General features: G+C 55.1%; 21 protein-coding genes. 18 read left to right on the top strand and 3 right to left on the bottom strand.

Annotation, left to right across the window (positions count from 1 at the left end; genetic code table 11):
- Positions 1-56: 56 nt before the first annotated feature.
- Positions 57-1,259, bottom strand: coding sequence for an acetate kinase (gene ackA, locus HP564_RS06940; RefSeq protein WP_371241465.1), 1,203 nt, complete (start codon positions 1,257-1,259; stop codon positions 57-59).
- Between the two features lie 338 nt (positions 1,260-1,597).
- On the opposite strand from ackA, the gene yfbV reads away from it, so the two are divergent.
- The 3 genes from yfbV (at position 1,598) to HP564_RS06925 (ending at position 3,360) form a co-directional block, all read left to right on the top strand.
- Complete coding sequence (gene yfbV / locus HP564_RS06935) at positions 1,598-2,050, top strand: terminus macrodomain insulation protein YfbV (protein ID WP_371241463.1); 453 nt, start codon at positions 1,598-1,600, stop codon at positions 2,048-2,050.
- Between the two features lie 143 nt (positions 2,051-2,193).
- Positions 2,194-2,688, top strand: coding sequence for a YfbU family protein (locus HP564_RS06930; RefSeq protein ID WP_371241462.1), 495 nt, complete (start codon positions 2,194-2,196; stop codon positions 2,686-2,688).
- Between the two features lie 12 nt (positions 2,689-2,700).
- Complete coding sequence (locus HP564_RS06925; protein ID WP_371241461.1) at positions 2,701-3,360, top strand: sugar phosphatase; 660 nt, start codon at positions 2,701-2,703, stop codon at positions 3,358-3,360.
- Position 3,361: 1 nt separating this feature from the next.
- Here the strand turns inward: HP564_RS06925 and yfbR are convergent, their stop codons facing one another.
- Together yfbR and HP564_RS06915 are read right to left on the bottom strand one after the other, a co-directional pair.
- Positions 3,362-3,961 carry a 5'-deoxynucleotidase gene (gene yfbR, locus HP564_RS06920; protein WP_371241459.1) on the bottom strand — a complete coding sequence of 200 codons (600 nt, stop codon included), beginning with the start codon at positions 3,959-3,961 and terminating at the stop codon, positions 3,362-3,364.
- Positions 3,962-4,030: 69 nt separating this feature from the next.
- Positions 4,031-5,248 carry a pyridoxal phosphate-dependent aminotransferase gene (locus HP564_RS06915; RefSeq protein WP_371241458.1) on the bottom strand — a complete coding sequence of 406 codons (1,218 nt, stop codon included), beginning with the start codon at positions 5,246-5,248 and terminating at the stop codon, positions 4,031-4,033.
- Positions 5,249-6,213: 965 nt separating this feature from the next.
- On the opposite strand from HP564_RS06915, the gene lrhA reads away from it, so the two are divergent.
- From lrhA to HP564_RS06840, 15 genes are all read left to right on the top strand, one after another.
- Complete coding sequence (gene lrhA / locus HP564_RS06910) at positions 6,214-7,137, top strand: transcriptional regulator LrhA (protein WP_371241456.1); 924 nt, start codon at positions 6,214-6,216, stop codon at positions 7,135-7,137.
- A 660-nt stretch (positions 7,138-7,797) separates the two neighbouring features.
- A complete protein-coding gene (locus tag HP564_RS06905; RefSeq protein WP_033750490.1) occupies positions 7,798-8,235 on the top strand; it encodes an NADH-quinone oxidoreductase subunit A in 438 nt (145 codons plus the stop codon).
- 15 nt (positions 8,236-8,250) lie between these two features.
- Positions 8,251-8,928 carry an NADH-quinone oxidoreductase subunit B family protein gene (locus tag HP564_RS06900; protein WP_371241454.1) on the top strand — a complete coding sequence of 226 codons (678 nt, stop codon included), beginning with the start codon at positions 8,251-8,253 and terminating at the stop codon, positions 8,926-8,928.
- Positions 8,929-9,045: 117 nt separating this feature from the next.
- A complete protein-coding gene (gene nuoC / locus HP564_RS06895) occupies positions 9,046-10,845 on the top strand; it encodes an NADH-quinone oxidoreductase subunit C/D (protein WP_371241452.1) in 1,800 nt (599 codons plus the stop codon).
- 2 nt (positions 10,846-10,847) lie between these two features.
- Positions 10,848-11,363, top strand: a complete 516-nt coding sequence (gene nuoE / locus HP564_RS06890; protein WP_371241450.1) for an NADH-quinone oxidoreductase subunit NuoE — start codon at positions 10,848-10,850, stop codon at positions 11,361-11,363.
- Between the two features lie 2 nt (positions 11,364-11,365).
- Positions 11,366-12,706 carry an NADH-quinone oxidoreductase subunit NuoF gene (nuoF, locus tag HP564_RS06885; RefSeq protein WP_371242008.1) on the top strand — a complete coding sequence of 447 codons (1,341 nt, stop codon included), beginning with the start codon at positions 11,366-11,368 and terminating at the stop codon, positions 12,704-12,706.
- Positions 12,707-12,809: 103 nt separating this feature from the next.
- The gene (gene nuoG, locus HP564_RS06880) at positions 12,810-15,533 is read left to right on the top strand and encodes an NADH-quinone oxidoreductase subunit NuoG (RefSeq protein WP_371241448.1); all 2,724 of its coding nucleotides are present in this window, start codon (positions 12,810-12,812) and stop codon (positions 15,531-15,533) included.
- A complete protein-coding gene (gene nuoH / locus HP564_RS06875; RefSeq protein WP_371241446.1) occupies positions 15,530-16,507 on the top strand; it encodes an NADH-quinone oxidoreductase subunit NuoH in 978 nt (325 codons plus the stop codon). The genes nuoG and nuoH overlap by 4 nt, the downstream gene beginning before the upstream one ends.
- Before the next feature lie 12 nt (positions 16,508-16,519).
- Entirely contained in the window at positions 16,520-17,062 is a 543-nt protein-coding gene (gene nuoI / locus HP564_RS06870) for an NADH-quinone oxidoreductase subunit NuoI (protein WP_371241444.1), read from the top strand.
- Positions 17,063-17,072: 10 nt separating this feature from the next.
- A complete protein-coding gene (nuoJ, locus tag HP564_RS06865) occupies positions 17,073-17,612 on the top strand; it encodes an NADH-quinone oxidoreductase subunit J (RefSeq protein ID WP_371241442.1) in 540 nt (179 codons plus the stop codon).
- Entirely contained in the window at positions 17,609-17,911 is a 303-nt protein-coding gene (nuoK, locus tag HP564_RS06860; protein ID WP_013509877.1) for an NADH-quinone oxidoreductase subunit NuoK, read from the top strand. Before nuoJ ends, nuoK begins: the two co-directional genes overlap by 4 nt.
- Entirely contained in the window at positions 17,908-19,743 is a 1,836-nt protein-coding gene (gene nuoL / locus HP564_RS06855) for an NADH-quinone oxidoreductase subunit L (protein ID WP_371241441.1), read from the top strand. The genes nuoK and nuoL overlap by 4 nt, the downstream gene beginning before the upstream one ends.
- A 143-nt stretch (positions 19,744-19,886) precedes the next feature.
- Entirely contained in the window at positions 19,887-21,407 is a 1,521-nt protein-coding gene (gene nuoM / locus HP564_RS06850; protein ID WP_371241439.1) for an NADH-quinone oxidoreductase subunit M, read from the top strand.
- Between the two features lie 6 nt (positions 21,408-21,413).
- Complete coding sequence (gene nuoN, locus HP564_RS06845; protein ID WP_371241438.1) at positions 21,414-22,871, top strand: NADH-quinone oxidoreductase subunit NuoN; 1,458 nt, start codon at positions 21,414-21,416, stop codon at positions 22,869-22,871.
- Between the two features lie 64 nt (positions 22,872-22,935).
- Positions 22,936-23,385, top strand: a complete 450-nt coding sequence (locus HP564_RS06840) for a GNAT family N-acetyltransferase (protein WP_371241437.1) — start codon at positions 22,936-22,938, stop codon at positions 23,383-23,385.
- Positions 23,386-23,396: the final 11 nt, after the last annotated feature.

Here is a 23,396-nt window from a genome sequence, read left to right as displayed (position 1 = left end):
CTTTTAGGTAGTGTCAAAAACGACGCCGTCAGCCTGAGCTGACGGTGAAGGAGATATCAGGCGGTGAGACGCGCCGCATCCTGGGCAATGACCAGCTCTTCATTGGTCGGGATGACAATCGCCGGGCGGGTGCCTTCCTTGTTAATGAAGCCGGACTTGCCGAAGCGCGCGGCCAGATTGCGCTCGTGATCCACCTCGAAACCGAGCAGGCCCAGTTTTTTCAGGGACAGTTCGCGTACCATAGCGGCGTTTTCGCCGATGCCGCCGGTAAAAATCACCGCATCCAGGCGACCGTCCATCATGGCGCTGTAGCTGCCGATATATTTTGCCAGACGATGACAGAAAACATTCATGGCGCGCTTCGCGTCTTCTTTGGTTTCGTAATTATCTTCCACGTAGCGGCAGTCACTGGTGACTTCGGTCAGACCCAGCAGGCCGGACTCTTTGGTCAGCAGCTTGTTAATGGCATCGACGCTCATGCCAAGCGTGTCGTGCAGATAGAAGATGATGGCTGGATCGATGTCACCGCTGCGGGTGCCCATTACCAGGCCTTCCAGCGGCGTCAGTCCCATAGAGGTATCAACGCATTTGCCGTTACGTATTGCCGCCACAGATGCGCCATTACCCAGGTGGCAGGTAATGATGTTCAGCTCATCGACGGGTTTGTTCAGGATTTTTGCCGCTTCATGCGTCACGTAGTAATGGCTGGTGCCATGTGCGCCGTAGCGGCGGACGCCGTGCTCTTTATAAAGTGCATAGGGCAGGGCATAGAGGTAAGACTCTTCCGGCATTGTCTGATGGAAAGCCGTGTCAAAAACCGCCACATTTTTATCCGACAGGTGTGGGAAGTTTTTCATGGCCTCTTCAATACCGATAAGGTGAGCCGGGTTATGTAGCGGGGCAAAGGAGGCGTTATCCTTGATTCCCTGAATTACGGCATCCGTAATGAGGACCGATTCCGTCAGCTGCTCGCCGCCGTGCACAATGCGATGACCAATTGCAGCAATTTGTGCCGAAAGCTCTGGTTTTTGTGCCAGAATAGTTTTAACAATGAAGTTTAACGCTTCGCTGTGTGCAGCACCCGCGCCAAGAGGCGCTTCATGCTTCTCTCCATCCAGTTTCCATTTGATGCGTGCTTCTGGCAGATGGAAGCATTCAGCCAGGCCCGAGAGATATTCGTCTCCGCTGGCGGCATTCAGGATGGCGAACTTCAGGGAAGAGCTGCCGCAGTTCAGAACCAGTACTAACTTACTCGACATGGAAGTACCTATTTGTTAAAAGTGGCGAAAAATAAAGCAATCAGACTATCAGCGTAGTCCATGAAAGCGGTGAGATTAATCATAACCTCGTTGCGGTAGTCAAAATGTTGCTTCTCCGCAAAAAAATTTCGGTAATTTTACGCAAAAATTTGAATTTTACTTAGCAAAACCGAGCCGCTACGGTTGTTATTTACGGCCTGACACGCTTCCCGTACGGTATAGATGCGGGTCAGAATAGCGAGTGTCCCCTTTAAAGACAAAAAATTTTGAAGGAAGTCACGTAAAGTTGTGTAGTTATAAAATGTTTTTATTTTTTGCTGTTTTAGTTGAGGTCCGCAATGGCGAATGATTCTGGCAATACTGGCTGGGTCCGTACTTTTCAAAACGGCCAGCACTATATGAAGACCTGGCCGAATGATAAACGCCTCGCGCCGATCTTTCCTGAAAACCGCGTATCGAGCGTCACACGCTTCGCTATCCGCTTTATGCCGCCACTGGCGGTGTTCACGCTGACCTGGCAAATCGCGCTGGGTGGGCAGCTGGGGCCAGCGGTCGCGACAGCGCTCTTTGCCTGTAGCCTGCCGATGCAGGGGCTGTGGTGGCTGGGTAAACGCTCAGTGACGCCGCTGCCGCCTACGCTGCTGCACTGGTTTCATGAAGTGCGTGCCCGCCTCGAAGAAGCGGGGCAGGCTATCGCCCCCGTAGAAGGAAAGCCCACCTATCAGGCGCTGGCCGATCTGCTTAAGCGTGCCTTTAAACAGCTGGACCGTACCTTCCTCGACGATCTTTGATCCTGAGCGCGTTTCTTTCGCAGAGAATTCTTCTCTCTACCCGGTTTAAATCAAAGAATAGTGATGCGGGCATACCCGCATCACTCGCCTTGTGCCATCATTTTCGCCTGATTCTTGAGCGGCCAGTTGGCCAGGAGCCTGTGATGGAAATGACCCACGCCCAGCGTCTTATTCTCTCTAACCAGTATAAAATAATGGCCATGCTGGAGCCGGACAATGCGGAACGCTATCGCCGTTATCAGACCATTATTGAGCGCGGTTATGGGTTGCAGATGCGCGAGCTCGACAAAGAGTTTGGCGAACTTTCCGAAGAGACCTGCCGCACCATTATCGATGTGATGGAGATGCACCATGCGCTGCATGTCTCCTGGTCAAATCTCAGCGACACCTCTCAGCTCGACGCACGTCGGCTGGCATTCATGGGGTTTGATGCGGCCACCGAAGCGCGCTTTCTCGGCTACGTGCGCTTTATGGTGAATACCGAGGGGCGCTACACCCACTTCGACTCAGGTACGCATGGGTTCAATGCACAGGTTCCCATGTGGGAAAAGTATCAACGCATGCTGGCAGTATGGCACACTTGTCCCCGTCAATATCACCTGTGCGCGACTGAAATTGCGCAGATTATTAATGCCTGACGGGAGCAGCCTGTGACCTATAGTGGTTTTTTGTTTGATCTGGATGGCACGCTGGTTGATTCCCTGCCCGCGGTTGAGCGTGCATGGAGCAACTGGGGTGCGCGTCACAACATTGCAGCGGATGAGATCCTGAACTTTATACACGGCAAGCAGGCCATCACCTCGCTGCGCCATTTTATGGCGGGCCAGCCCGATGACGCTATTCAGGCCGAATTTCACCTGCTGGAACAATGTGAAGCGCAGGACACTGATGGCGTACGCGCGCTGCCGGGCGCGCAGGCGCTGCTCACTTCACTGAATGAGATGCAGATCCCCTGGGCGATTGTGACGTCAGGCACCCTGCCGGTAGCACATGCCCGTCACAAGGCTGCCGGATTGCCACTGCCATCGGTTTTTATCACGGCAGAGCAGGTTGCCAGAGGCAAGCCTGAACCCGATCCCTATCTGCTGGGCGCGGAAAAGCTGGGGCTGCCTGCGAGAGCGTGCGTGGTGGTTGAAGATGCGCCAGCGGGGATCCTCTCGGGTCTGAATGCAGGCTGTGCCGTTGTCGCTGTGAATGCCCCGGCCGATGCGCCGCGCCTGAATGAGTCACTGCTGCAACTCACCACGCTGGAATCGCTGGTGGTGACTCCGCAGGCGCAGGGTGGTTTTACGCTCGGTGTGAAACGCTGAGTTACAGCGGCGAATCCTGCGAGATCTCGTCCAGCGACAGGCTGAAGCTGGGAATAAAAACCTCGACAAAATAGTCCATTTCTGGCGAACGCCGCTGCTGTAGCGTTTTTTCCAGTCGTGCCTTCGCCAGCAGGAACTCATTATTACCCGCCGATAGCTCTTCCAGACACTTCAGGTAGGCGCATAGCGCGTCTGCCTGCTTGACCACCGACTGCTCCTCTTCACTGTGCTGATGCTCATCCAGCAGCGGACGGTATATATCCTGAAGCGCTTCCGGCAGCATCTCAATCAGCTTCTGCTGGGCGATCTTCTCTATCTGCTTGTATTCATGTGCAATCTGCGCGTTGTAATATTTTACCGGCGTGGGCAAGTCACCGGTCAGTACTTCGCTGGCGTCATGATAGAGCGCCAGCATCGCAATCCGATCGGCGTTGAGATTACCGTTGAACTTCGTGTTTTTTATGGCGGCAAGCGCATGCGCCACCATCGCAACCTGCAGGCTATGCTCCGAAACATTTTCAGTGCGCACGTTACGCATCAGCGGCCAGCGGTTAATCAGTTTGAGGCGGGAGAGATAGGCAAAAAAATGGCTACGGGTCATGCGTTATCCTGTCTGCAAGCGGGGGAAGCATCGCGCTTCCCCAAATGCTGTCAGTATACGCGGCCAGTTTTACTGACGATAGCCTTGCAGGAAACGGTCAAACTTGCCGATAGCCATTTCCAGATCGTCGACGCGAGGCAGAGTGACAATACGCACATGATCCGGCCACGGCCAGTTAAAGGCGGTTCCCTGAACCAGCAGCACTTTCTCCTGTAGCAGGAAGTCGAGCACCATTTTCTGATCGTCGTGGATATTAAACTTCTTCGCATCAATGCGTGGGAACATATAGAGCGCGCCGTTTGGCTTCACGCAGGTGACGCCAGGAATATCATTAATCAGTTCCCAGGCACGCTGGCGCTGCTCATAAAGACGTCCACCCGGAGCAATAAATTCGCTAATGCTCTGGTAGCCGCCCAGTGCAGTCTGGATGGCATGCTGTGCCGGCACGTTAGCGCACAGGCGCATGGACGCCAGCATCTCCAGCCCTTCAATATACCCTTTCGCATGTTTTTTCGGTCCGTTGAGGACCATCCAGCCCTGACGAAAACCGGCAACGCGGTAGGTTTTGGAGAGGCCATTGAAGGTGACGGTCAGCAGATCGGGTGCCAGCGCGGCGATCGAATGGTGCTGCGCCTGATCGTAAAGGATTTTGTCGTAGATTTCGTCGGCAAAAATGATCAGGTTATGCTGGCGTGCGATCTCAACGATCTCCAGCAGCAGTTCTTTGCTGTATACCGCGCCCGTTGGATTATTGGGGTTGATGATCACAATCCCGCGTGTGCGAGGTGTAATCTTGCTGCGGATATCGTCCAGATCCGGGAACCAGTCTGAGGACTCGTCACACAGATAGTGCACGGCTTTGCCGCTGGAGAGGGAGACGGCTGCCGTCCAGAGCGGGTAGTCGGGGGCCGGTACCAGCATCTCATCGCCGCTGTTAAGCAGGGCCTGCATCGCCTGCACAATCAGTTCAGAAACACCGTTGCCAATATAGATGTCCTCAACCGTCACATCGCGCATTTCTCGTGCCTGATAGTGCTGCATAATCGCTTTGCGTGCGGTATAGAGCCCTTTGGAATCGCAGTAACCCTGCGCGCTGGGCAAGTTACGAATCACATCGACCAGGATTTCATCGGGAGCTTCAAAACCAAAAGGGGCGGGGTTGCCGATGTTGAGCTTAAGAACTTTGTTACCTTCTTCTTCGAGACGTTTGGCCTCTTTAAGTACCGGCCCGCGAATGTCATAGCAGACATTTTCCAGTTTGCCGGATTTATCAATTTGAAAAGTCATTTTTAATCGCCTTTAGGGGCAGAATCCTTTTACTGCCGCAGAAATCAAACCAGCACAATGTACTCTCCTCATCGTGACAAAAGAAGGGCAGCGGCAGGTTTTGGCGTGTTTGTCATCTTTTTTTGCCTTTCCTGTAGCGTAAACAGAAATTCCTTTTGAATAAACTAGATAAAAAAACTGCAATGCTTTCGTTATTTAGTATATTGCACCATGCTGTGAGCGATTAGCTGTAAACAACGCTGTCCGGCGTCTGACATTCCAATCGAGTAATTTTAGTGAGCGATAGACGCTGGCAGGCAGATGTGTCAATACCGAAACAGTTAAGGTTTTTTACAGGAAAGCTCAAAATAGTGGCAGGACTGGATGGCTAATAAGCCAGCCCGGAAGCAGCCAGCCCGTTACGGCCATCTGCAGGGACGTTATGAACCAGAAAAGTTCCGTATCTGGAAGGACCATTTTGCATCAGATAAAAGGTATTTAAGGCGTATCTTCTGACTTTGCCTCGACTTTTAGAAATGGGCTGGTCAAAAAGCAATCAGTGGCAGGCCAGGAGGACCGAGAAATGCGATTTGGTCAAAAATTACGATGGTTTTCACAAAATCATTTCCATTTTGAAGTTAAAAATGATTAAGTATAATTTATTATTTGTCGCCTTTTACTGCTACGCACTTCATACTCTTGTAGCGAGTTTTCCTTCTGTCTATTGAAAACAGGGGGACTTTAGACAACAACGCAGCTTCCTGCATTTGCGCTCCCGCGCTGTCAGTCCAGAAGTTGTTTCTGTCTGCTCAACGCTGTTGTCCTGCCAGGTCAGGATGCGCGTTTGTCGGTATTCACCTGACACAAATTTCTTTGCTGGTCTCACACAGGACCAACAATGAGCACCATTACCGTTTATCTCTTTGATAAAACGCGTAATTACACCAGGGTAGTAGTATTTTAAAAATCTTATAAGTGAAGAAAACATGACTAATGCAAATCGTCCGATACTGAATCTCGACCTCGATCTGCTGAGAACATTTGTTGCCGTTGCGGACCTGAACACTTTTGCGGCTGCGGCTGCGGCTGTGTGCAGAACTCAGTCTGCAGTCAGCCAGCAGATGCAGCGTCTGGAGCAATTGGTAGGTAAAGAGCTGTTTGCCAGACATGGACGTAATAAACTATTAACCGAGCACGGTATTCAGCTTTTGGGCTACGCCAGGAAGATCCTGCGTTTTAATGACGAAGCCTGCACGTCTCTGATGTACAGCAATATTCAGGGCGTTCTGACTATTGGCGCTTCCGATGATACCTCAGATACCATCCTGCCATTTCTGCTTAACCGCGTGACCTCGGTCTATCCAAAACTGGCGATTGATGTCCGCGTAAAGCGTAATCCCTTTATGATGGAGATGCTGAATCAGGGCGAAGTCGATCTGGTGGTGACCACGTCAAGTCCTGGCAGCTTTACCCATCAGGTACTGCGTACGTCTCCAACACTGTGGTACTGCGCGGCAGATTACATTTTTCAACGCGGCGAAGCGATCCCGTTGGTTCTGCTGGATGAACCGAGTCCATACCGTGATATGGCTATCGATCATCTTAACGAGGCGGGCATCCCATGGCGCATCTCATATGTGGCCTCCACGCTGGCTGCCGTACGAGCTGCGGTGAAAGCCGGGCTGGGCGTTACGGCGCGTCCGGTTGAGATGATGAGTCCTGAGCTGCGCGTTATGGGGGCTGCGGAAGGCCTGCCGGTACTGCCGGATACCCAGTATCTGCTGTGTCGTAATCCTGACAGCGAGAACGAACTGGCGCTGGCCATCTTCAATGCCATGCAGTCCACTAACGATCCCTACAATCTGAGTGCAAATCCAGACGGGACGTTGTTGCTGGATGATGATGAGTAATTCATAGCATCTTGTTCCCGGCGCTTTTTAAAGCGCTGTTCACTTGTTAAAAGTGTAATAAAAAAGCCTTTCGCAATTTTTTTACTGCGAAGGGCTTTTTTTATCTCTTCAGCTTTCTGTTTTTGGGCGAAACAGAGCCTGTTTTTTATTCTGGTAACAACAAATTAAAACGCTGCTTCCTTTTTAAAAAAAGATGAAATGTTTTAGCTGCTCAAGTGAAAGCACTGTTTCGTATTTGGCTGTCAATTGCTGAAAAAAAGGACAAAAAGCCTGATTTTGTGTTCTGGATCAAAAAAATATCCCTGCTAAGGGGAAGGAAAAAGCGCTAAACCCTGCCAAAATATGTTGGATAAATGCACGATCCATGCATTTGATTTCCCGCTATCTTCAAAAGACCTTACAGACTGAAGCGATTTAGCTGGCATCACGCGCATCATATGTTAAAATTTTGATGCGCGTGTAAAATAATGTTTGGATACTTTTGTCAAAGTTGACAAAAGGTTATAGAAAGGAGTAAAAAACCCCATAAAATTGCTGCCTAATTGATAATGACAGCATAATTTATAAGGTTTTTTTCCTTCCCTTGAATCGATGTGGTGCGTTTGCTGCAAGTGACCCGCGCAGGATGCCATCGCCACTTTTGATGAGTAAGCAAAGAGTATGTCAACAGCCACCGAAGTCGTCGCTCATCACTGGGCGTTTATCATATTTGTCATTATCGCTTTCGGCCTTTGCGCCTTTATGCTTACCGGAGGATGGCTTTTAGGCGGTCGCGCTCGCGCCCGTCATAAAGAAACCCCGTTTGAATCCGGTATTGAATCTGTGGGTGATACCCATATCCGCCTCTCGGCGAAGTTCTACCTTGTCGCCATGTTCTTCGTCATCTTTGACGTAGAAGCTCTCTTTTTATACGCATGGGCGACCTCAATCCGCGAAAGTGGATGGGTCGGCTTTGTGGAAGCCGCAATTTTCATTTTGGTGCTCCTGGCAGGACTGGTCTATCTGGTGCGTATTGGCGCGCTGGACTGGGCACCTGCACGCCGTCGCGTGGTGGTCAAATCCAGCCCGATCGGTCACACCAACCCTCATAAGCAGTAAAAGCGAGGCAATCTGATGGACTATACGCTCACCCGCATAGACCCTAACGGTGGTGAGAACGACCGTTATCCTCTGCAAAAACAGGAGGTCGTCGCCGATCCCCTTGAGCAGCACGTTCATCGCAGCGTCTACATGGGCAAGCTCGAACATGCCCTGCATGACATGGTGAACTGGGGACGCAAAAACTCTCTGTGGCCCTACAACTTTGGTCTGTCCTGCTGTTACGTAGAGATGACCACTTCATTTACTGCTGTGCACGACGTTGCGCGTTTTGGTGCGGAAGTTATGCGCGCCTCACCGCGTCAGGCAGATTTTATGGTGATTGCCGGCACGCCGTTTACCAAAATGGCACCGGTCATACAGCGTCTGTATGACCAGATGCTGGAGCCAAAGTGGGTTATCTCAATGGGTGCCTGCGCGAACTCTGGCGGCATGTATGACATTTACTCCGTGGTGCAGGGTGTCGATAAATTCCTGCCGGTTGACGTCTACATTCCTGGCTGCCCGCCACGCCCGGAAGCTTATATGCAGGCGCTGTTGCTGCTACGTGAGTCGATTGGCAAAGAGCGCCGTCCACTGTCATGGGTCGTGGGCGACCAGGGCGTGTATCGCGCCAACATGCAGTCGGAACGTGAAAGGAAACGCGGCGAGCGCATCGCTGTTACCAATCTTCGCACGCCTGACGAAGTGTAAGAACACCGTACATGGATGGACTTCAGGCCCGCAGCAAAACATCACAATTTAATGCGCGGCCCCATCCTGACGCCTTCTTTTGAGTGCCTGGCGACAGGCCGGAATGGTGAGTAACGTATGACAGATTTAACCACGCACGATCTCGCTCAACCAGCATGGCAAACCCGGGATCACCTGGATGACCCGGTGATTGGCGAGCTGCGTAACCGTTTTGGGCCGGATGCCTTTACCGTTCAGCCAACCCGTACAGGTATTCCTGTTGTGTGGGTCAAGCGCGAACAGCTGCTGGAGGTCGTGTCCTTCCTGCGTAAGCTGCCAAAACCCTACATCATGCTGTATGACCTGCATGGTATGGATGAGCGCTTGCGTACCCACCGCGCCGGTTTGCCCGCCGCGGATTTTTCCGTTTTCTATCATTTCCTGTCGATCGAACGTAACCGCGACATCATGCTTAAAGTGGCGCTGTCGGAAAACGATCTGCACCTGCCTACGCTGACCAAAATCTTCCCCAACGCTAACTGGTATGAGCGTGAAACCTGGGAGATGTTTGGCATTACGTTTGATGGTCACCCGCACCTGACGCGCATCATGATGCCGCAGACATGGGAAGGACATCCGCTGCGTAAAGACTACCCGGCGCGTGCCACCGAGTTTGACCCCTTTACGCTGACCAAACAAAAAGAAGATCTGGAGATGGAGGCGCTGACCTTCAAGCCCGAAGAGTGGGGGATGAAGCGCAGCACCAGCAGTGAGGACTTTATGTTCCTCAACCTGGGGCCGAACCACCCGTCAGCGCACGGTGCTTTCCGAATCATTCTGCAACTCGACGGCGAAGAGATAGTCGACTGCGTACCGGATATCGGCTATCACCATCGTGGTGCCGAGAAGATGGGCGAGCGTCAGTCCTGGCACAGCTACATCCCGTACACCGATCGCATTGAGTATCTTGGCGGCTGCGTCAACGAAATGCCCTATGTGCTGGCGGTAGAGAAGCTGGCCGGTATCGTGGTGCCAGATCGCGTGAATGTCATCCGCGTAATGCTTTCTGAGCTGTTCCGCATTAACAGCCACTTGCTCTATATCTCAACCTTCATCCAGGACGTCGGGGCGATGACGCCGGTGTTCTTTGCCTTTACCGATCGCCAGAAAATTTATGACGTGGTGGAGGCGATTACCGGCTTCCGTATGCACCCGGCATGGTTCCGCATCGGTGGCGTGGCGCACGACCTGCCGAAAGGCTGGGAGCGCCTGCTGCGCGAGTTCCTCGACTGGATGCCGAAACGCCTGAAAGAGTATGACAAGGCCGCGCTGCGCAACAGCGTGCTGGTGGGCCGCTCTAAAGGCGTGGCCGCCTATAACATGGATGAAGCGCTTGCCTGGGGCACCACGGGTGCTGCCCTGCGTGCTACCGGCCTCGACTTTGACGTGCGTAAATGGCGTCCTTACTCCGGCTATGAAAACTTCGACTTTGAGATCCCGGTCGGCGCGGGTATCAGCGACGCCTACACGCGCGTGCAGCTGAAGATGGAAGAGATGTGGCAGTCGCTGCGCATTCTGGAGCAGTGCCTGAACAATATGCCGGAAGGCCCGTTCAAGGCCGATCATCCGCTGACTACACCGCCGCCGAAAGAGCGTACGTTGCAGCACATTGAAACCCTGATCACCCACTTCCTCCAGGTATCCTGGGGTCCGGTGATGCCGGCCAATGAATCCTTCCAGATGATTGAGGCAACCAAAGGGATCAACAGTTACTACCTGACCAGCGACGGCAGCACCATGAGCTACCGCACCCGCGTGCGCACGCCGAGCTTCCCGCACCTGCAGCAGATCCCGTCGGTGATCCGCGGCAGCCTGGTATCCGATCTGATCGTTTACCTCGGTAGTATCGATTTTGTTATGTCAGACGTGGACCGCTAATTATGCACGATCAAAAAATTGCCATTCATACGATCGACCCAACTGAGGTCTTCGTGCTGAGCGCAGAAGAGCATCACGCTATCGAGCACGAGAAACACCACTATGAAGATGCGCGTGCGGCGTCAATCGAAGCGCTGAAGATCGTGCAGAAGCAGCGCGGCTGGGTACCGGATGGTGCCATCCACGCGATTGCCGACGTACTGGGCATCCCGGCCAGCGACGTAGAAGGCGTGGCGACGTTTTATAGCCAGATTTTCCGCCAGCCGGTTGGCCGTCACGTTATTCGCTACTGCGACAGCGTGGTGTGCCACATCACCGGCTATCAGGGAATTCAGGCCGCGCTGGAGCAAAACCTTAATATTAAGCCTGGCCAGACCACCGCGGACGGTCGCTTTACGCTGCTGCCGACCTGCTGCCTGGGCAACTGCGACAAAGGCCCGACCATGATGGTGGATGAAGATACTCATGTTCATCTGACGCCGGAAGGCATCGCCTCGCTACTGGAGCAGTATCAATGACGATGAAACAGATCATTCGTACTGCGGAAACTCATCCGCTGACCTGGCGCATGCGTGAAGATCAGCAGCCGGTGTGGTTTGAAGAGTACCGCAGTAAAAACGGCTATGCGGGTGCAGAAAAAGCGCTAAACGGCATGGCACCTGACGAGATCGTCTCGCTGGTAAAAGATTCCGGCCTGAAAGGGCGTGGCGGCGCGGGCTTCTCCACCGGTCTGAAGTGGAGTCTGATGCCGAAAGACGAATCCATGAATATCCGCTATCTGCTGTGTAACGCTGATGAGATGGAGCCGGGCACCTATAAAGACCGCCTGCTGATGGAGCAGATGCCGCATCAGCTGGTGGAAGGCATGCTGATTAGCGCCTTCGCTCTGAAAGCCTATCGCGGCTACATCTTCCTGCGCGGCGAGTATATTGAAGCAGCAGTGCACTTGCGCCGCGCCATTGCTGAAGCAACGGAAGCGGGGTTCCTCGGTAAAAATATTCTCGGCACGGGTTTCGATTTTGAACTGATCGTTCATACCGGTGCAGGCCGCTATATTTGCGGTGAAGAGACGGCGCTGATCAACTCGCTGGAAGGCCGTCGTGCGAATCCTCGCTCCAAGCCGCCGTTTCCGGCGAGCGCAGGCGTATGGGGCAAGCCGACCTGCGTAAACAACGTGGAAACGCTCTCCAATGTCCCGGCGATTCTGGCTAACGGCGTCGACTGGTACAAAGGCCTGTCGAAAAGCGAAGACGCCGGCACCAAGATGATGGGCTTTTCAGGCCGCGTAAAAAATCCCGGCGTCTGGGAGTTGCCGTTCGGCATTACCGCACGTGAGATTCTGGAAGACTATGCGGGCGGCATGCGTGACGGTTTACGCTTTAAAGCATGGCAGCCGGGCGGTGCAGGCACCGACTTCCTGACCGAGCAGCACCTCGATCTGCCGATGGAGTTTGCCAGCATTGGTAAGGCAGGCAGCCGTCTGGGAACCGCACTGGCGATGGCGGTGGACCACGAGATTAATATGGTGTCGCTGGTGCGCAACCTGGAAGAGTTTTTTGCGCGTGAATCCTGCGGCTGGTGTACACCATGCCGTGACGGCCTGCCGTGGAGCGTGAAAATTCTGCGCGCTCTGGAGCAGGGTAAAGGTCAGCCGGGCGATATTGAAACCCTGTTGCAGCTTTGCCGCCAGCTTGGGCCCGGTAAAACCTTCTGCGCCCACGCACCCGGTGCGGTAGAGCCGCTGCAAAGCGCGATTAAATATTTCCGTGAAGAGTTTGAAGCCGGTATGGCACCACAGGTCTTTGGCAATACGCGCGCGATTGGCGGTATTCAGCCTAACCTGCTGAAAGCCCGCTGGTAATTCACCGCAGCATACGGAAACGGCTCTGCGCCGCTGCCCTGGAACCAGGGCGAGAATATGATTAACGCTCGTCTCCGACGAGCCTTACGGAAGCATGTTCACTATGGCTACAATCCATGTAGACGGTAAAGAATATGATGTGAACGGAGCGGACAACCTGCTACAGGCGTGTCTCTCTCTGGGCCTTGATATTCCTTATTTTTGCTGGCATCCGGCGCTGGGCAGCGTTGGGGCTTGCCGCCAGTGCGCGGTGAAGCAATTCCAGAATGCCGAAGATACGCGTGGTCGTCTCGTTATGTCCTGCATGACGCCGGCCTCTGACGGCACCTTTATTTCTATCGACGACGGCGAGGCAAAAGAGTTTCGCGAAAGCGTGGTGGAGTGGCTGATGACCAACCACCCGCACGACTGTCCCGTCTGCGAAGAGGGGGGCAACTGCCACCTTCAGGATATGACAGTGATGACGGGCCACAGTTTCCGTCGTTACCGTTTTACCAAGCGTACTCACCAGAATCAGGATCTCGGCCCGTTCATTTCTCACGAGATGAACCGCTGTATCGCCTGCTATCGCTGCGTGCGTTACTACAAAGACTATGCTGACGGCAAAGATCTGGGCGTGTACGGCGCGCATGACAATGTCTACTTCGGTCGTCCGGAAGAGGGCACGCTGGAGAGCGAATTCTCCGGTAACCTGGTGGAGATCTGCCCGACCGGCGTTTTCACTGACAAAACCCACTCTGAGCGCTATAACCGTAAATGGGACATGCAGTTTGCGCCGAGCATCTGCCAGCAGTGCAGCGTTGGCTGTAACACCAGCCCGGGTGAGCGCTATGGCGAACTGCGCCGCATTGAAAACCGCTATAACGGCACGGTAAACCACTACTTCCTCTGCGACCGCGGCCGTTTTGGCTATGGCTACGTCAACCGCAAAGATCGTCCACGTCATCCGGTGCTGCTGCGCGGTAATGACCGCGTGATGCTGAACGCAGAGCAGGCGGTCAACGCCGCAGCTGACGTTCTGCGTCAGGCAAAACGCGTGATCGGTATCGGCTCTCCCCGAGCCAGCATTGAAAGCAACTTCGCGCTGCGTGAGCTGGTGGGCGCAGAAAACTTCTCAACCGGCATGCCTGCGGGGGAACAGGCGCGTCTGGAACTGATGATCAAGGTGCTGCGTGAAAGCGGCATCTATACGCCATCGCTGCGCGAAATGGAAAGCTACGATGCGGTGCTGGTGCTGGGCGAAGATCTGACCCAGGTTGGCGCACGCGTGGCGCTCTCGGTGCGTCAGGCGGTGAAGGGCAAGGCGCGCGAGATGGCTGCGGCACAAAAAGTTGCCGACTGGCAGATTGCGGCCATTCTCAACATTGGTCAGCACGCTAAGCATCCGCTGTTTGTGACTAACGTTGATGAAACCCGCCTTGATGATATCGCCGCGTGGAGCTATCGCGCGCCGGTAGAGGACCAGGCGCGTCTTGGCTTTGCTATTGCCAGTGCGCTGGATGAGAGTGCACCGGCGGTAAGCGATTTCGACCGCAGCCTGAACGGCAAACTGGACGTGGTCGTCCAGGCGCTTGCCGGGGCGAAGAAGCCGCTGATTATCTCGGGCACCCATTCGGGTAGCTCGGCGATGATTGAAGCCGCAGCCAACGTGGCGAAAGCATTGAAAGCGCGCGGAGCGGATGTCGGCATTACTCTGCTGGCCGGTGCGGCAAACAGCATGGGCCTGGGTCTGATGGGCGGTAATACGCTCGACAGTGCGCTGGAACAGCTGCGCGGCGGTGAAGCGGATGCCGTGGTAGTACTGGAAAACGATCTTTATCGCCACGCGCCAAAAGCGCAGGTCGATGCCGCGCTGGCCAACGTTTCAAACGTGATCGTGGTCGATCATCAGCATACCGCCACGCTGGAGAAAGCGGGCCTGGTGCTCTCTACCGCCAGCTTTGCAGAAAGTGACGGCACCTCGATCAACCATGAAGGCCGTGCGCAGCGTTTCTTCCAGGTTTACGATCCCGCCTATTATGACAACAGCATTGTGATGCTGGAGAGCTGGCGCTGGCTCCACTCGCTGCACAGCGCGCTGGAAAGCCGTCACATCGACTGGACGCAGCTCGATCACGTTATTGACGCCGTGGTGGCGAAGCTGCCCCAGCTGAAAGGCATCAAGGATGCGGCACCTGACGCCAGCTTCCGCATTCGTGGGCAAAAGCTGTCGCGCTCACCGATTCGTTCCAGTGGACGTACCGCCGCGCGCGCCAATATCAGCGTGCACGAGCCGCGCCAGCCGCAGGACCGCGATACCATGTTTGCCTTCTCCATGGAGGGGAATAACCAGCCGAGCGCACCGCGTTCGCAAATCCCGTTCGCCTGGGCACCAGGCTGGAACTCGCCGCAGGCGTGGAATAAATTCCAGGCTGAAGTGGGTGGCAAGCTGCGCAATGGCGATCCGGGTGTGCGACTGTTTGACGCGGGCGAAGCCTCCCTGCCGTGGTTCACCAACGTGCCGACCGCTTTTGTCGGCGGTGAACAGTGGCGCGTGGCTCCTTACTACCAGCTGTTCGGCAGTGAGGAGATGTCTCAGCGTTCAGCGGTCTTCCAGAAACGCATGCCGCAGCCCATGCTGGTGATTAACCAGCAGGATGCTTTGAAGCTTGGCGTCAATGAAGGCGCGGCCGTTGAGTGCACCTGCTCAGGTGAAACCCTGCGACTGCCGGTGCGCTTCTCCAGCGCCCTCCAGCCAGGGCAGGTTGGCCTGCCGCTGGGGATGCCGGGCGTACCGCCTTTCCTTGCGGGCGCAAGCATTGACAAACTGCAGGAGGCGGCACAATGAGCTGGTTAACACCGGATGTTATCGACATCATTCTGGCCGTGGTCAAGGCGATCGTGATTCTGCTGGTTGTCGTTGCCTGTGGGGCTTTTATGAGCTTCGCCGAGCGTCGTCTGCTTGGCCTGTGGCAGAACCGTTATGGGCCGAACCGCGTAGGCTGGGGCGGCTCGCTCCAGCTGGCGGCGGACATGATCAAAATGTTCTTTAAAGAGGACTGGGTTCCGCCGTTTACCGATCGCTTTATCTTTACCCTTGCGCCGGTTATTGCCTTTGTCTCGCTGCTGCTGGCCTTTGCTATTGTGCCGGTATCGCCGAGCTGGATGGTGACCGATCTCAACATCGGCCTGCTGTTCTTCCTGATGATGGCCGGTCTGGCCGTCTATGCGGTGCTGTTCGCGGGCTGGTCAAGTAACAATAAATACTCGCTGCTGGGGGCGATGCGAGCGTCTGCCCAGACGCTGAGCTACGAGGTGTTTCTTGGCCTGTCGCTGATGGGCGTAGTGGCGCAGGCAGGCTCTTTCAATATGAATGCGATCGTTGAGAGCCAGACGCATTTGTGGAACATCATTCCGCAGTTCTTTGGTTTCCTGACCTTCTGCATCGCTGGCGTGGCAGTCTGTCACCGCCACCCGTTTGACCAGCCGGAAGCGGAACAGGAACTGGCTGACGGTTATCACATTGAATATGCCGGGATGAAGTTCGGCCTCTTCTTTGTGGGTGAATATGTTGCCATCACCACCGTGTCAGCGCTGATCGTTACGCTGTTCTTTGGCGGCTGGCATGGTCCGTTCCTGCCGCCGTTCATCTGGTTCGCCCTGAAAACGGCGTTCTTTATGGTGATGTTTATCCTGATACGTGCTGCGCTTCCGCGTCCACGCTATGACCAGGTGCTGTCGTTCGGCTGGAAAGTCTGTCTGCCGTTGACGCTGTTGAACCTGCTGGCGACCGCCGCAGTGATTCTGTACAACGCGCAGTAAGGGGTTTTTGAGATGACTTTAAAAGATATTGTCGTTGGCTTCGGCACGACAGTGCGCAGTATCTGGATGATAGGCATGCACGCCTTCGCCAAACGCGAAACCCAGATGTATCCGGAAGAGCCGGTCTATCTGCCGCCACGCTATCGCGGACGCATTGTATTAACGCGCGATCCTGACGGGGAAGAGCGCTGCGTCGCCTGTAACCTGTGCGCGGTTGCCTGTCCGGTCAGCTGTATTTCTCTGCAAAAAGCAGAAACCAAAGACGGGCGCTGGTATCCAGAGTTCTTTCGCATCAATTTCTCCCGCTGTATTTTCTGCGGCATGTGTGAAGAGGCCTGTCCGACAACGGCCATTCAGCTCACGCCAGATTTTGAGCTGGGTGAGTTCAAGCGTCAGGATCTGGTGTATGAGAAAGAAGATCTGCTGATCTCTGGTCCGGGCAAATACCCTGAGTACAACTTCTACCGCATGGCAGGTATGGCGATCGAAGGGAAAGAGAAGGGCGAAGCGGAAAATGAAGCCAAGCCTGTCGACGTCAAAGGCTTGTTACCTTAAGGAGCCCGGCATGGAAATTGCGTTTTATATTTGCGGTCTGGTGGCGGTGCTGACAACACTGCGCGTTATCACCCACACCAATCCGGTACATGCGCTGTTGTACCTTATCGTGTCGCTGCTGTCGGTAGCGGGCGTTTTCTTCTCGCTTGGCGCTTACTTCGCCGGAGCACTGGAGATCATCGTTTACGCCGGGGCCATCATGGTGCTGTTTGTCTTTGTGGTCATGATGCTTAACCTGGGCAGCGCGACCGTGAAGCAGGAACGTGACTGGCTACAGCCGTCGCTGTGGATTGGGCCGGGCATCGTTTCACTGCTGCTGCTGGTGGTCATGGTCTATGCCATCCTGACGGCCAACGATCAGGGCATCGACGGAACGGTTATCGACGCGAAAGCGGTCGGTATCAGCCTGTTTGGACCCTATGTTCTGGCGGTTGAACTGGCCTCTATGCTGCTGCTGGCCGGTCTGGTCGTAGCGTTCCACGTCGGACGCGAAGAGCGTCAGGGCGAGGTGCTGAGTCATCGCGACGCCAATAAGGAGGAGCACGCATGATCCCGTTACAACACGGCTTAATTCTTGCCGCCGTGCTGTTTGTCCTTGGACTGACATCACTGGTGTTGCGTCGCAACCTGCTGTTTATGCTGATTGGTCTTGAAATCATGATCAACGCGGCCGCGCTGGCGCTGGTGGTCGCGGGCAGCTACTGGGGGCAGGCAGACGGGCAGGTAATGTATATCCTGGCGATCAGCCTCGCCGCAGCGGAAGCGAGCATCGGTCTGGCGCTGCTGCTCCAGCTCTATCGTCGTCGTCAGACGCTGAACATTGATACTGTGAGCGAGATGCGCGGATGAATCTTCTCTACTTAACAATCCTGTTTCCGCTGATCGGCTTTTTGCTGTTGGCATTTTCCCGTGGCCGCTGGTCGGAGAACCTGTCTGCCGCGGTAGGTATGGGCTCGGTAGGCCTGGCGGCGCTGGTCACGCTCTATGTCGGAATCGACTTTTTTGCTCAGGGCCAGCAACCTTTTAATCAGGCCCTCTGGACCTGGATGCAGGTGGGCAATTTCGACATCAAAGTCAATCTGGCGCTGGATGGTCTCTCGCTGACCATGCTGTCGGTGGTCACGGGTGTCGGCTTCCTGATCCATATGTTTGCTTCCTGGTATATGCGTGGAGAAGAGGGTTACTCCCGCTTCTTTGCCTATACCAACCTGTTTATCGCCAGCATGGTGGTACTGGTGTTGGCCGACAACCTGATGCTGATGTATCTCGGCTGGGAAGGGGTAGGGCTCTGCTCTTACCTGCTGATCGGCTTCTACTACAGCAATCCGGAAAATGGCAAAGCGGCGATGAAGGCTTTTATCATCACCCGCGTTGGCGACGTCTTTCTCGCGTTTGCGCTGTTCATTCTCTACAACGAACTGGGCACCCTGAACTTCCGCGAGATGATGGAACTGGCACCGCAGCACTTCGCCGCAGACAACACCATGCTGCAGTGGGCCACGCTGATGTTGTTAGGCGGTGCAGTGGGTAAATCAGCCCAGCTGCCATTGCAGACCTGGCTGGCGGATGCAATGGCTGGTCCAACACCGGTCTCTGCGCTTATTCATGCTGCAACCATGGTGACGGCGGGCGTTTACCTGATCGCCCGCAGCCACGGCCTGTTCCTGCTGACTCCCGACGTGCTCCACCTGGTGGGCATCGTGGGTGCCATCACGCTGGTGCTGGCGGGTTTTGCCGCGCTGGTGCAGACGGACATCAAGCGCGTGCTGGCCTACTCAACCATGAGTCAGATTGGCTACATGTTCCTGGCGCTGGGAGTTCAGGCGTGGGACGCGGCAATCTTCCATCTGATGACGCATGCGTTTTTTAAAGCGCTGCTGTTCCTCTCGTCGGGTTCCGTGATCCTCGCCTGCCACCATGAGCAGAACATCTTTAAAATGGGCGGCCTGCGTAAGCGTATTCCGCTGGTCTATGCCTGCTTCCTGGTGGGTGGCGCTGCCTTGGCCGCGCTGCCGCTGATTACGGCGGGCTTCTACAGTAAAGATGAAATTCTGTTCGGTGCGCTGGCTAATGGCCATATCAATCTGATGGTGGCGGGCCTGGTCGGTGCTTTCCTGACCTCTGTTTATACCTTCCGCATGATCTTTATCGTCTTCCACGGTAAAGAGCAGATCCATGCCCATGCGGGTAAAGGGATTACTCATCATCTGCCGCTGATTGTGTTGCTGGTACTGTCAACCTTTGTGGGCGCGCTGATTACCCCGCCGCTGGCGGGCGTCCTGCCGCAGAGTGAAGCAGGCGAAACGGGCAAAGTCGGGCTGGAGATCGCCTCTGGCGTCGTTGCTGTGGTCGGTATTCTGATTGCGGCGGCGCTCTGGCTGGGCAAACGCGACCTGGTTAGCCGCGTGGCCAACAGCGCTCCGGGGCGCTTCTTCGCAACCTGGTGGTTTGCTGCCTGGGGCTTTGACTGGCTGTACGACAAGGTTTTCGTCAAACCCTACCTTGGCATCGCGTGGCTGCTTCAGCGCGATCCGCTCAATGCGGTGATGAACCTGCCTGCGCTGCTGTCGCGTATTGGCAACAAAGGCCTGGTGGTCAGCGAAAGCGGTTACCTGCGCTGGTATGTCGCCTCAATGAGCATTGGTGCCGTGGTGGTGCTGGCGCTGATGCTGGTGGTTTAAGGTTGATGAGCGGGGCGTTTCGGTGAGGCGTCCCAGGTCAAGAATGTTAAAAATTGCCTGATATATGTGTGGTTTCGGCTCAGCCAGCTGCAAAATGGCCAGCCAGACAGCCGTATACAGGCAGAAAAAAGGGAAAGACTTCAGTGCTATTACCTTGGCTAATAATCATTCCATTTGTCGGCGGTTTGCTCTGCTGGCTGGCTGAGCGCCTTGGCGCAAAAACGCCGCGCTGGATAGCCCTGATCACGATGGGCCTGACGCTGGCACTCTCCATGCAGCTCTGGCTGCAGGGTGGCTATTCACTGACGCAGGCGGCAGGTATGCCGCAGTGGCAGTCAGAGTTTGCCGCCGCCTGGATCCCGCGTTTCGGCATCAACTTCCATCTGGCGCTTGACGGTCTGTCGCTACTGATGGTGGTGCTGACCGGTCTGCTGGGTCTGATGGCGGTGCTCTGCTCCTGGAATGAGATTGAGAAGTATCAGGGCTTTTTCCACCTTAACCTGATGTGGATACTCGGTGGCGTCATCGGCGTGTTCCTTGCCATCGACATGTTCCTGTTCTTCTTTTTCTGGGAAATGATGCTGGTGCCGATGTACTTCCTTATCGCACTCTGGGGTCATAAGGCATCCGACGGTAAAACCCGTATCACCGCCGCCACCAAATTCTTCATCTATACCCAGGCTTCAGGTCTGGTGATGCTGATTGCGATTCTGGCGCTGGTGTTTGTGCACTATAACGCCACTGGCGTCTGGACCTTTAACTATGAGCAGCTGTTAAAAACGCCGATGTCGCATACGGTGGAATACCTGCTGATGCTCGGCTTCTTTATCGCTTTCGCGGTAAAAATGCCGGTGGTGCCGCTGCACGGCTGGCTGCCGGATGCCCATAGCCAGGCACCGACCGCAGGTTCAGTTGACCTGGCCGGGATTCTGCTTAAAACCGCCGCCTACGGCCTGCTGCGCTTCAGCCTGCCGCTGTTCCCCAATGCGTCGGCGGAGTTTGCGCCCATCGCCATGTGGCTCGGCGTTATCGGTATCTTCTATGGCGCGTGGATGGCATTCTCACAGACTGACATCAAACGCCTGATTGCTTATACATCTGTCTCACATATGGGCTTTGTTCTTATCGCCATCTATACCGGCAGTCAGCTCGCCTTCCAGGGGGCGGTGGTGCAGATGATTGCACATGGCCTGTCGGCAGCGGCGCTGTTTATCCTGTGCGGCCAGCTCTATGAGCGTCTGCATACGCGCGACATGCGTCTGATGGGCGGTCTCTGGTCGCGTATCAAGTGGATCCCAGGCCTGTCGCTCTTCTTTGCGGTTGCCAATCTGGGGATGCCGGGCACAGGTAACTTTGCGGGCGAATTTATGATTCTGACGGGCAGTTTCCAGGTGGTGCCGGTCATCATTGTGATTGCGACCTTTGGTCTGGTGTTCGCCTCGGTTTACTCGTTGATCATGATGCAGCGCGCCTATTACGGCGAAGCGAAATCGAAAGATCCGCTGCCGGGCATGTCACCGCGTGAATTTACCATCATCATGGTGCTGGTGGTTCTGCTGGTGCTGCTGGGCGTCTATCCACAGCCGATTCTGGATACGTCCCATGCTGCCATGAGTAATATTCAGCAGTGGTTTACCGCTTCAATTTCAACTACAAGGCCGTAATTCGCCATGACAATAACTCTTCAACAATTGATCGCGTTACTGCCGCTGTTAATCGTCGGATTGACAGTGGTGGTGGTGATGCTGTCCATTGCCTGGCGACGCAACCACTTTGTCAACGCCACGCTGACGGTCATCGGCCTGAACCTGGCGCTGGTTTCACTCTGGTTTGTCGCGCAGGCGGGTGCCATGGATGTGACGCCGCTGCTGCGCGTCGATCCTTATGCCGTGTTCTATACCGCGCTGGTGATCCTGGCGAGCCTGGCCACCTGTACCTTTGCCTATCCCTGGCTCTCTGGCTTCCCGGACAACAAGGATGAGTTCTATCTGCTGGTGCTGATTGCGGCGCTTGGCGGCATTGTCCTGGCAAGCGCTAACCATCTGGCGTCGCTGTTTATCGGCGTTGAGCTTCTGTCGCTGCCGCTGTTCGGTATGATTGGCTATGCCTTCCGCCAGAAGCGCTCGCTGGAAGCGGCGCTGAAATACACGATCCTCTCCGCCGCAGCCTCCTCATTCCTGCTGTTCGGTATTGCCCTGGTTTATGCCGATTCCGGTAGCCTGAGCTTTGTGCGACTTGGCCAGAGCCTGAACGACACTATGATTCAGCAACCGCTGCTGCTGGTTGGTCTGGGGATGATGATTATCGGCCTCGGCTTTAAGCTGTCGCTGGTGCCGTTTCATCTCTGGACGCCGGATGTCTATCAGGGTGCGCCTGCCCCGGTCTCGACTTTCCTCGCTACCGCCAGCAAGATCGCTATTTTTGGCGTCATTATGCGTCTGTTCATGTATGCGCCGCTGACCGACAGCGAAGCGGTGCGCACCGTGCTGGGCCTGATTGCCTTTGTATCGATTCTGTTCGGTAACCTGATGGCGATTTCGCAGAGCAACATCAAGCGTCTGCTGGGTTACTCTTCGATTGCGCATCTGGGGTATCTGCTGGTGGCGCTGATTGCGGTGAAAACCCATCAGCTGTCGCTGGAGACCGCAGGGGTGTACCTGGCGGGTTATCTGTTCAGTAGCCTGGGTGCCTTTGGCGTCGTGAGCCTGATGTCCAGCCCGTACCGCGGTCCAGACGCCGATTCGCTTTACTCTTATCGCGGCCTGTTCTGGCATCGTCCGGTTCTGTCAGCGGTAATGACGGTGATGATGCTGTCGCTGGCAGGGATCCCGGCCACGCTGGGCTTTATGGGCAAGTTTTATGTGATTGCGTCAGGCGTCAATGCGCAGTTGTGGTGGCTGACCGCAGCGGTCGTCGTCGGCAGCGCCATCGGCCTCTACTACTATCTGCGCGTGACGGTCAGTCTCTACCTTAGCCCGCCGGAGCTGCATACGCGTGATACGCCAGCCAACTGGGCGCTTACCGCTGGCGGTGTGGTGGTACTGATTTCAGCGATTCTGGTCCTGCTGCTTGGCGTCTATCCGCAGCCGCTGATTACGCTGGTGCAGATGGCTCAGCCGCTGATGTAAACTGTTTCTGTCCCCAAATAAATCAGGCCTGCGGGCCTGATTTTTTTTGTCTGAAGGAGAAGCTGTGGAAATCATCTGGCACGATATGCACCATCGCGATCTGAGCGCGCAGCAGCTTTATGCCGTACTGGCGCTGCGCTGCGCCGTATTTGTGGTTGAGCAAAGCTGTCCCTATCAGGACGTCGACGGACAGGATCTGGTTGCAGAGAACCGACATATTCTGGGAATGCGTGACGATGAACTGGTGGCCTGTGCGCGTATTCTGACGCCTGCCGATAAGGCTGCGCCGGTGGCGATTGGACGAGTGGTTGTTTCGGGCAGCGCGCGCGGCCTGAATCTGGGTTATCAGCTGATGGTGCAGACGCTACTCAGCTGCGAACAGCACTGGCCAGGGCGCAGCGTTTATCTCTCTGCGCAGGCGCATTTGCAGCGCTTTTACCGCGGGCTGGGTTTTGAGGCGTGCAGTGAGGTTTACCTTGAAGACGCTATCCCGCATATCGATATGCGCAAATAAAAACGGCAAGC

Origin of the sequence: Pantoea sp. KPR_PJ (assembly GCF_041386365.1) — a bacterium.
Taxonomy (GTDB): Bacteria; Pseudomonadota; Gammaproteobacteria; order Enterobacterales; family Enterobacteriaceae; genus Pantoea.
Note: the sequence above shows the minus strand (reverse complement) of the source record. Positions and strands in the feature narration are given on the sequence as shown.

What these genes read in the sequence shown, in the direction of transcription:
- nuoE (WP_371241450.1), top strand. Translation starts at nt 10,848, where the DNA reads ATGCACGATCAAAAAATTGCCATTCATACGATCGACCCAACTGAGGTC.
- HP564_RS06930 (WP_371241462.1), top strand. Translation starts at nt 2,194, where the DNA reads ATGGAAATGACCCACGCCCAGCGTCTTATTCTCTCTAACCAGTATAAA.
- nuoJ (WP_371241442.1), top strand. Translation starts at nt 17,073, where the DNA reads ATGGAAATTGCGTTTTATATTTGCGGTCTGGTGGCGGTGCTGACAACA.
- nuoH (WP_371241446.1), top strand. Translation starts at nt 15,530, where the DNA reads ATGAGCTGGTTAACACCGGATGTTATCGACATCATTCTGGCCGTGGTC.
- nuoL (WP_371241441.1), top strand. Translation starts at nt 17,908, where the DNA reads ATGAATCTTCTCTACTTAACAATCCTGTTTCCGCTGATCGGCTTTTTG.
- yfbR (WP_371241459.1), bottom strand. Translation starts at nt 3,961, where the DNA reads ATGACCCGTAGCCATTTTTTTGCCTATCTCTCCCGCCTCAAACTGATT.
- HP564_RS06900 (WP_371241454.1), top strand. Translation starts at nt 8,251, where the DNA reads ATGGACTATACGCTCACCCGCATAGACCCTAACGGTGGTGAGAACGAC.
- nuoI (WP_371241444.1), top strand. Translation starts at nt 16,520, where the DNA reads ATGACTTTAAAAGATATTGTCGTTGGCTTCGGCACGACAGTGCGCAGT.
- yfbV (WP_371241463.1), top strand. Translation starts at nt 1,598, where the DNA reads ATGGCGAATGATTCTGGCAATACTGGCTGGGTCCGTACTTTTCAAAAC.
- nuoN (WP_371241438.1), top strand. Translation starts at nt 21,414, where the DNA reads ATGACAATAACTCTTCAACAATTGATCGCGTTACTGCCGCTGTTAATC.
- nuoC (WP_371241452.1), top strand. Translation starts at nt 9,046, where the DNA reads ATGACAGATTTAACCACGCACGATCTCGCTCAACCAGCATGGCAAACC.
- ackA (WP_371241465.1), bottom strand. Translation starts at nt 1,259, where the DNA reads ATGTCGAGTAAGTTAGTACTGGTTCTGAACTGCGGCAGCTCTTCCCTG.
- nuoG (WP_371241448.1), top strand. Translation starts at nt 12,810, where the DNA reads ATGGCTACAATCCATGTAGACGGTAAAGAATATGATGTGAACGGAGCG.
- lrhA (WP_371241456.1), top strand. Translation starts at nt 6,214, where the DNA reads ATGACTAATGCAAATCGTCCGATACTGAATCTCGACCTCGATCTGCTG.
- HP564_RS06905 (WP_033750490.1), top strand. Translation starts at nt 7,798, where the DNA reads ATGTCAACAGCCACCGAAGTCGTCGCTCATCACTGGGCGTTTATCATA.
- nuoF (WP_371242008.1), top strand. Translation starts at nt 11,366, where the DNA reads ATGAAACAGATCATTCGTACTGCGGAAACTCATCCGCTGACCTGGCGC.
- HP564_RS06915 (WP_371241458.1), bottom strand. Translation starts at nt 5,248, where the DNA reads ATGACTTTTCAAATTGATAAATCCGGCAAACTGGAAAATGTCTGCTAT.
- nuoK (WP_013509877.1), top strand. Translation starts at nt 17,609, where the DNA reads ATGATCCCGTTACAACACGGCTTAATTCTTGCCGCCGTGCTGTTTGTC.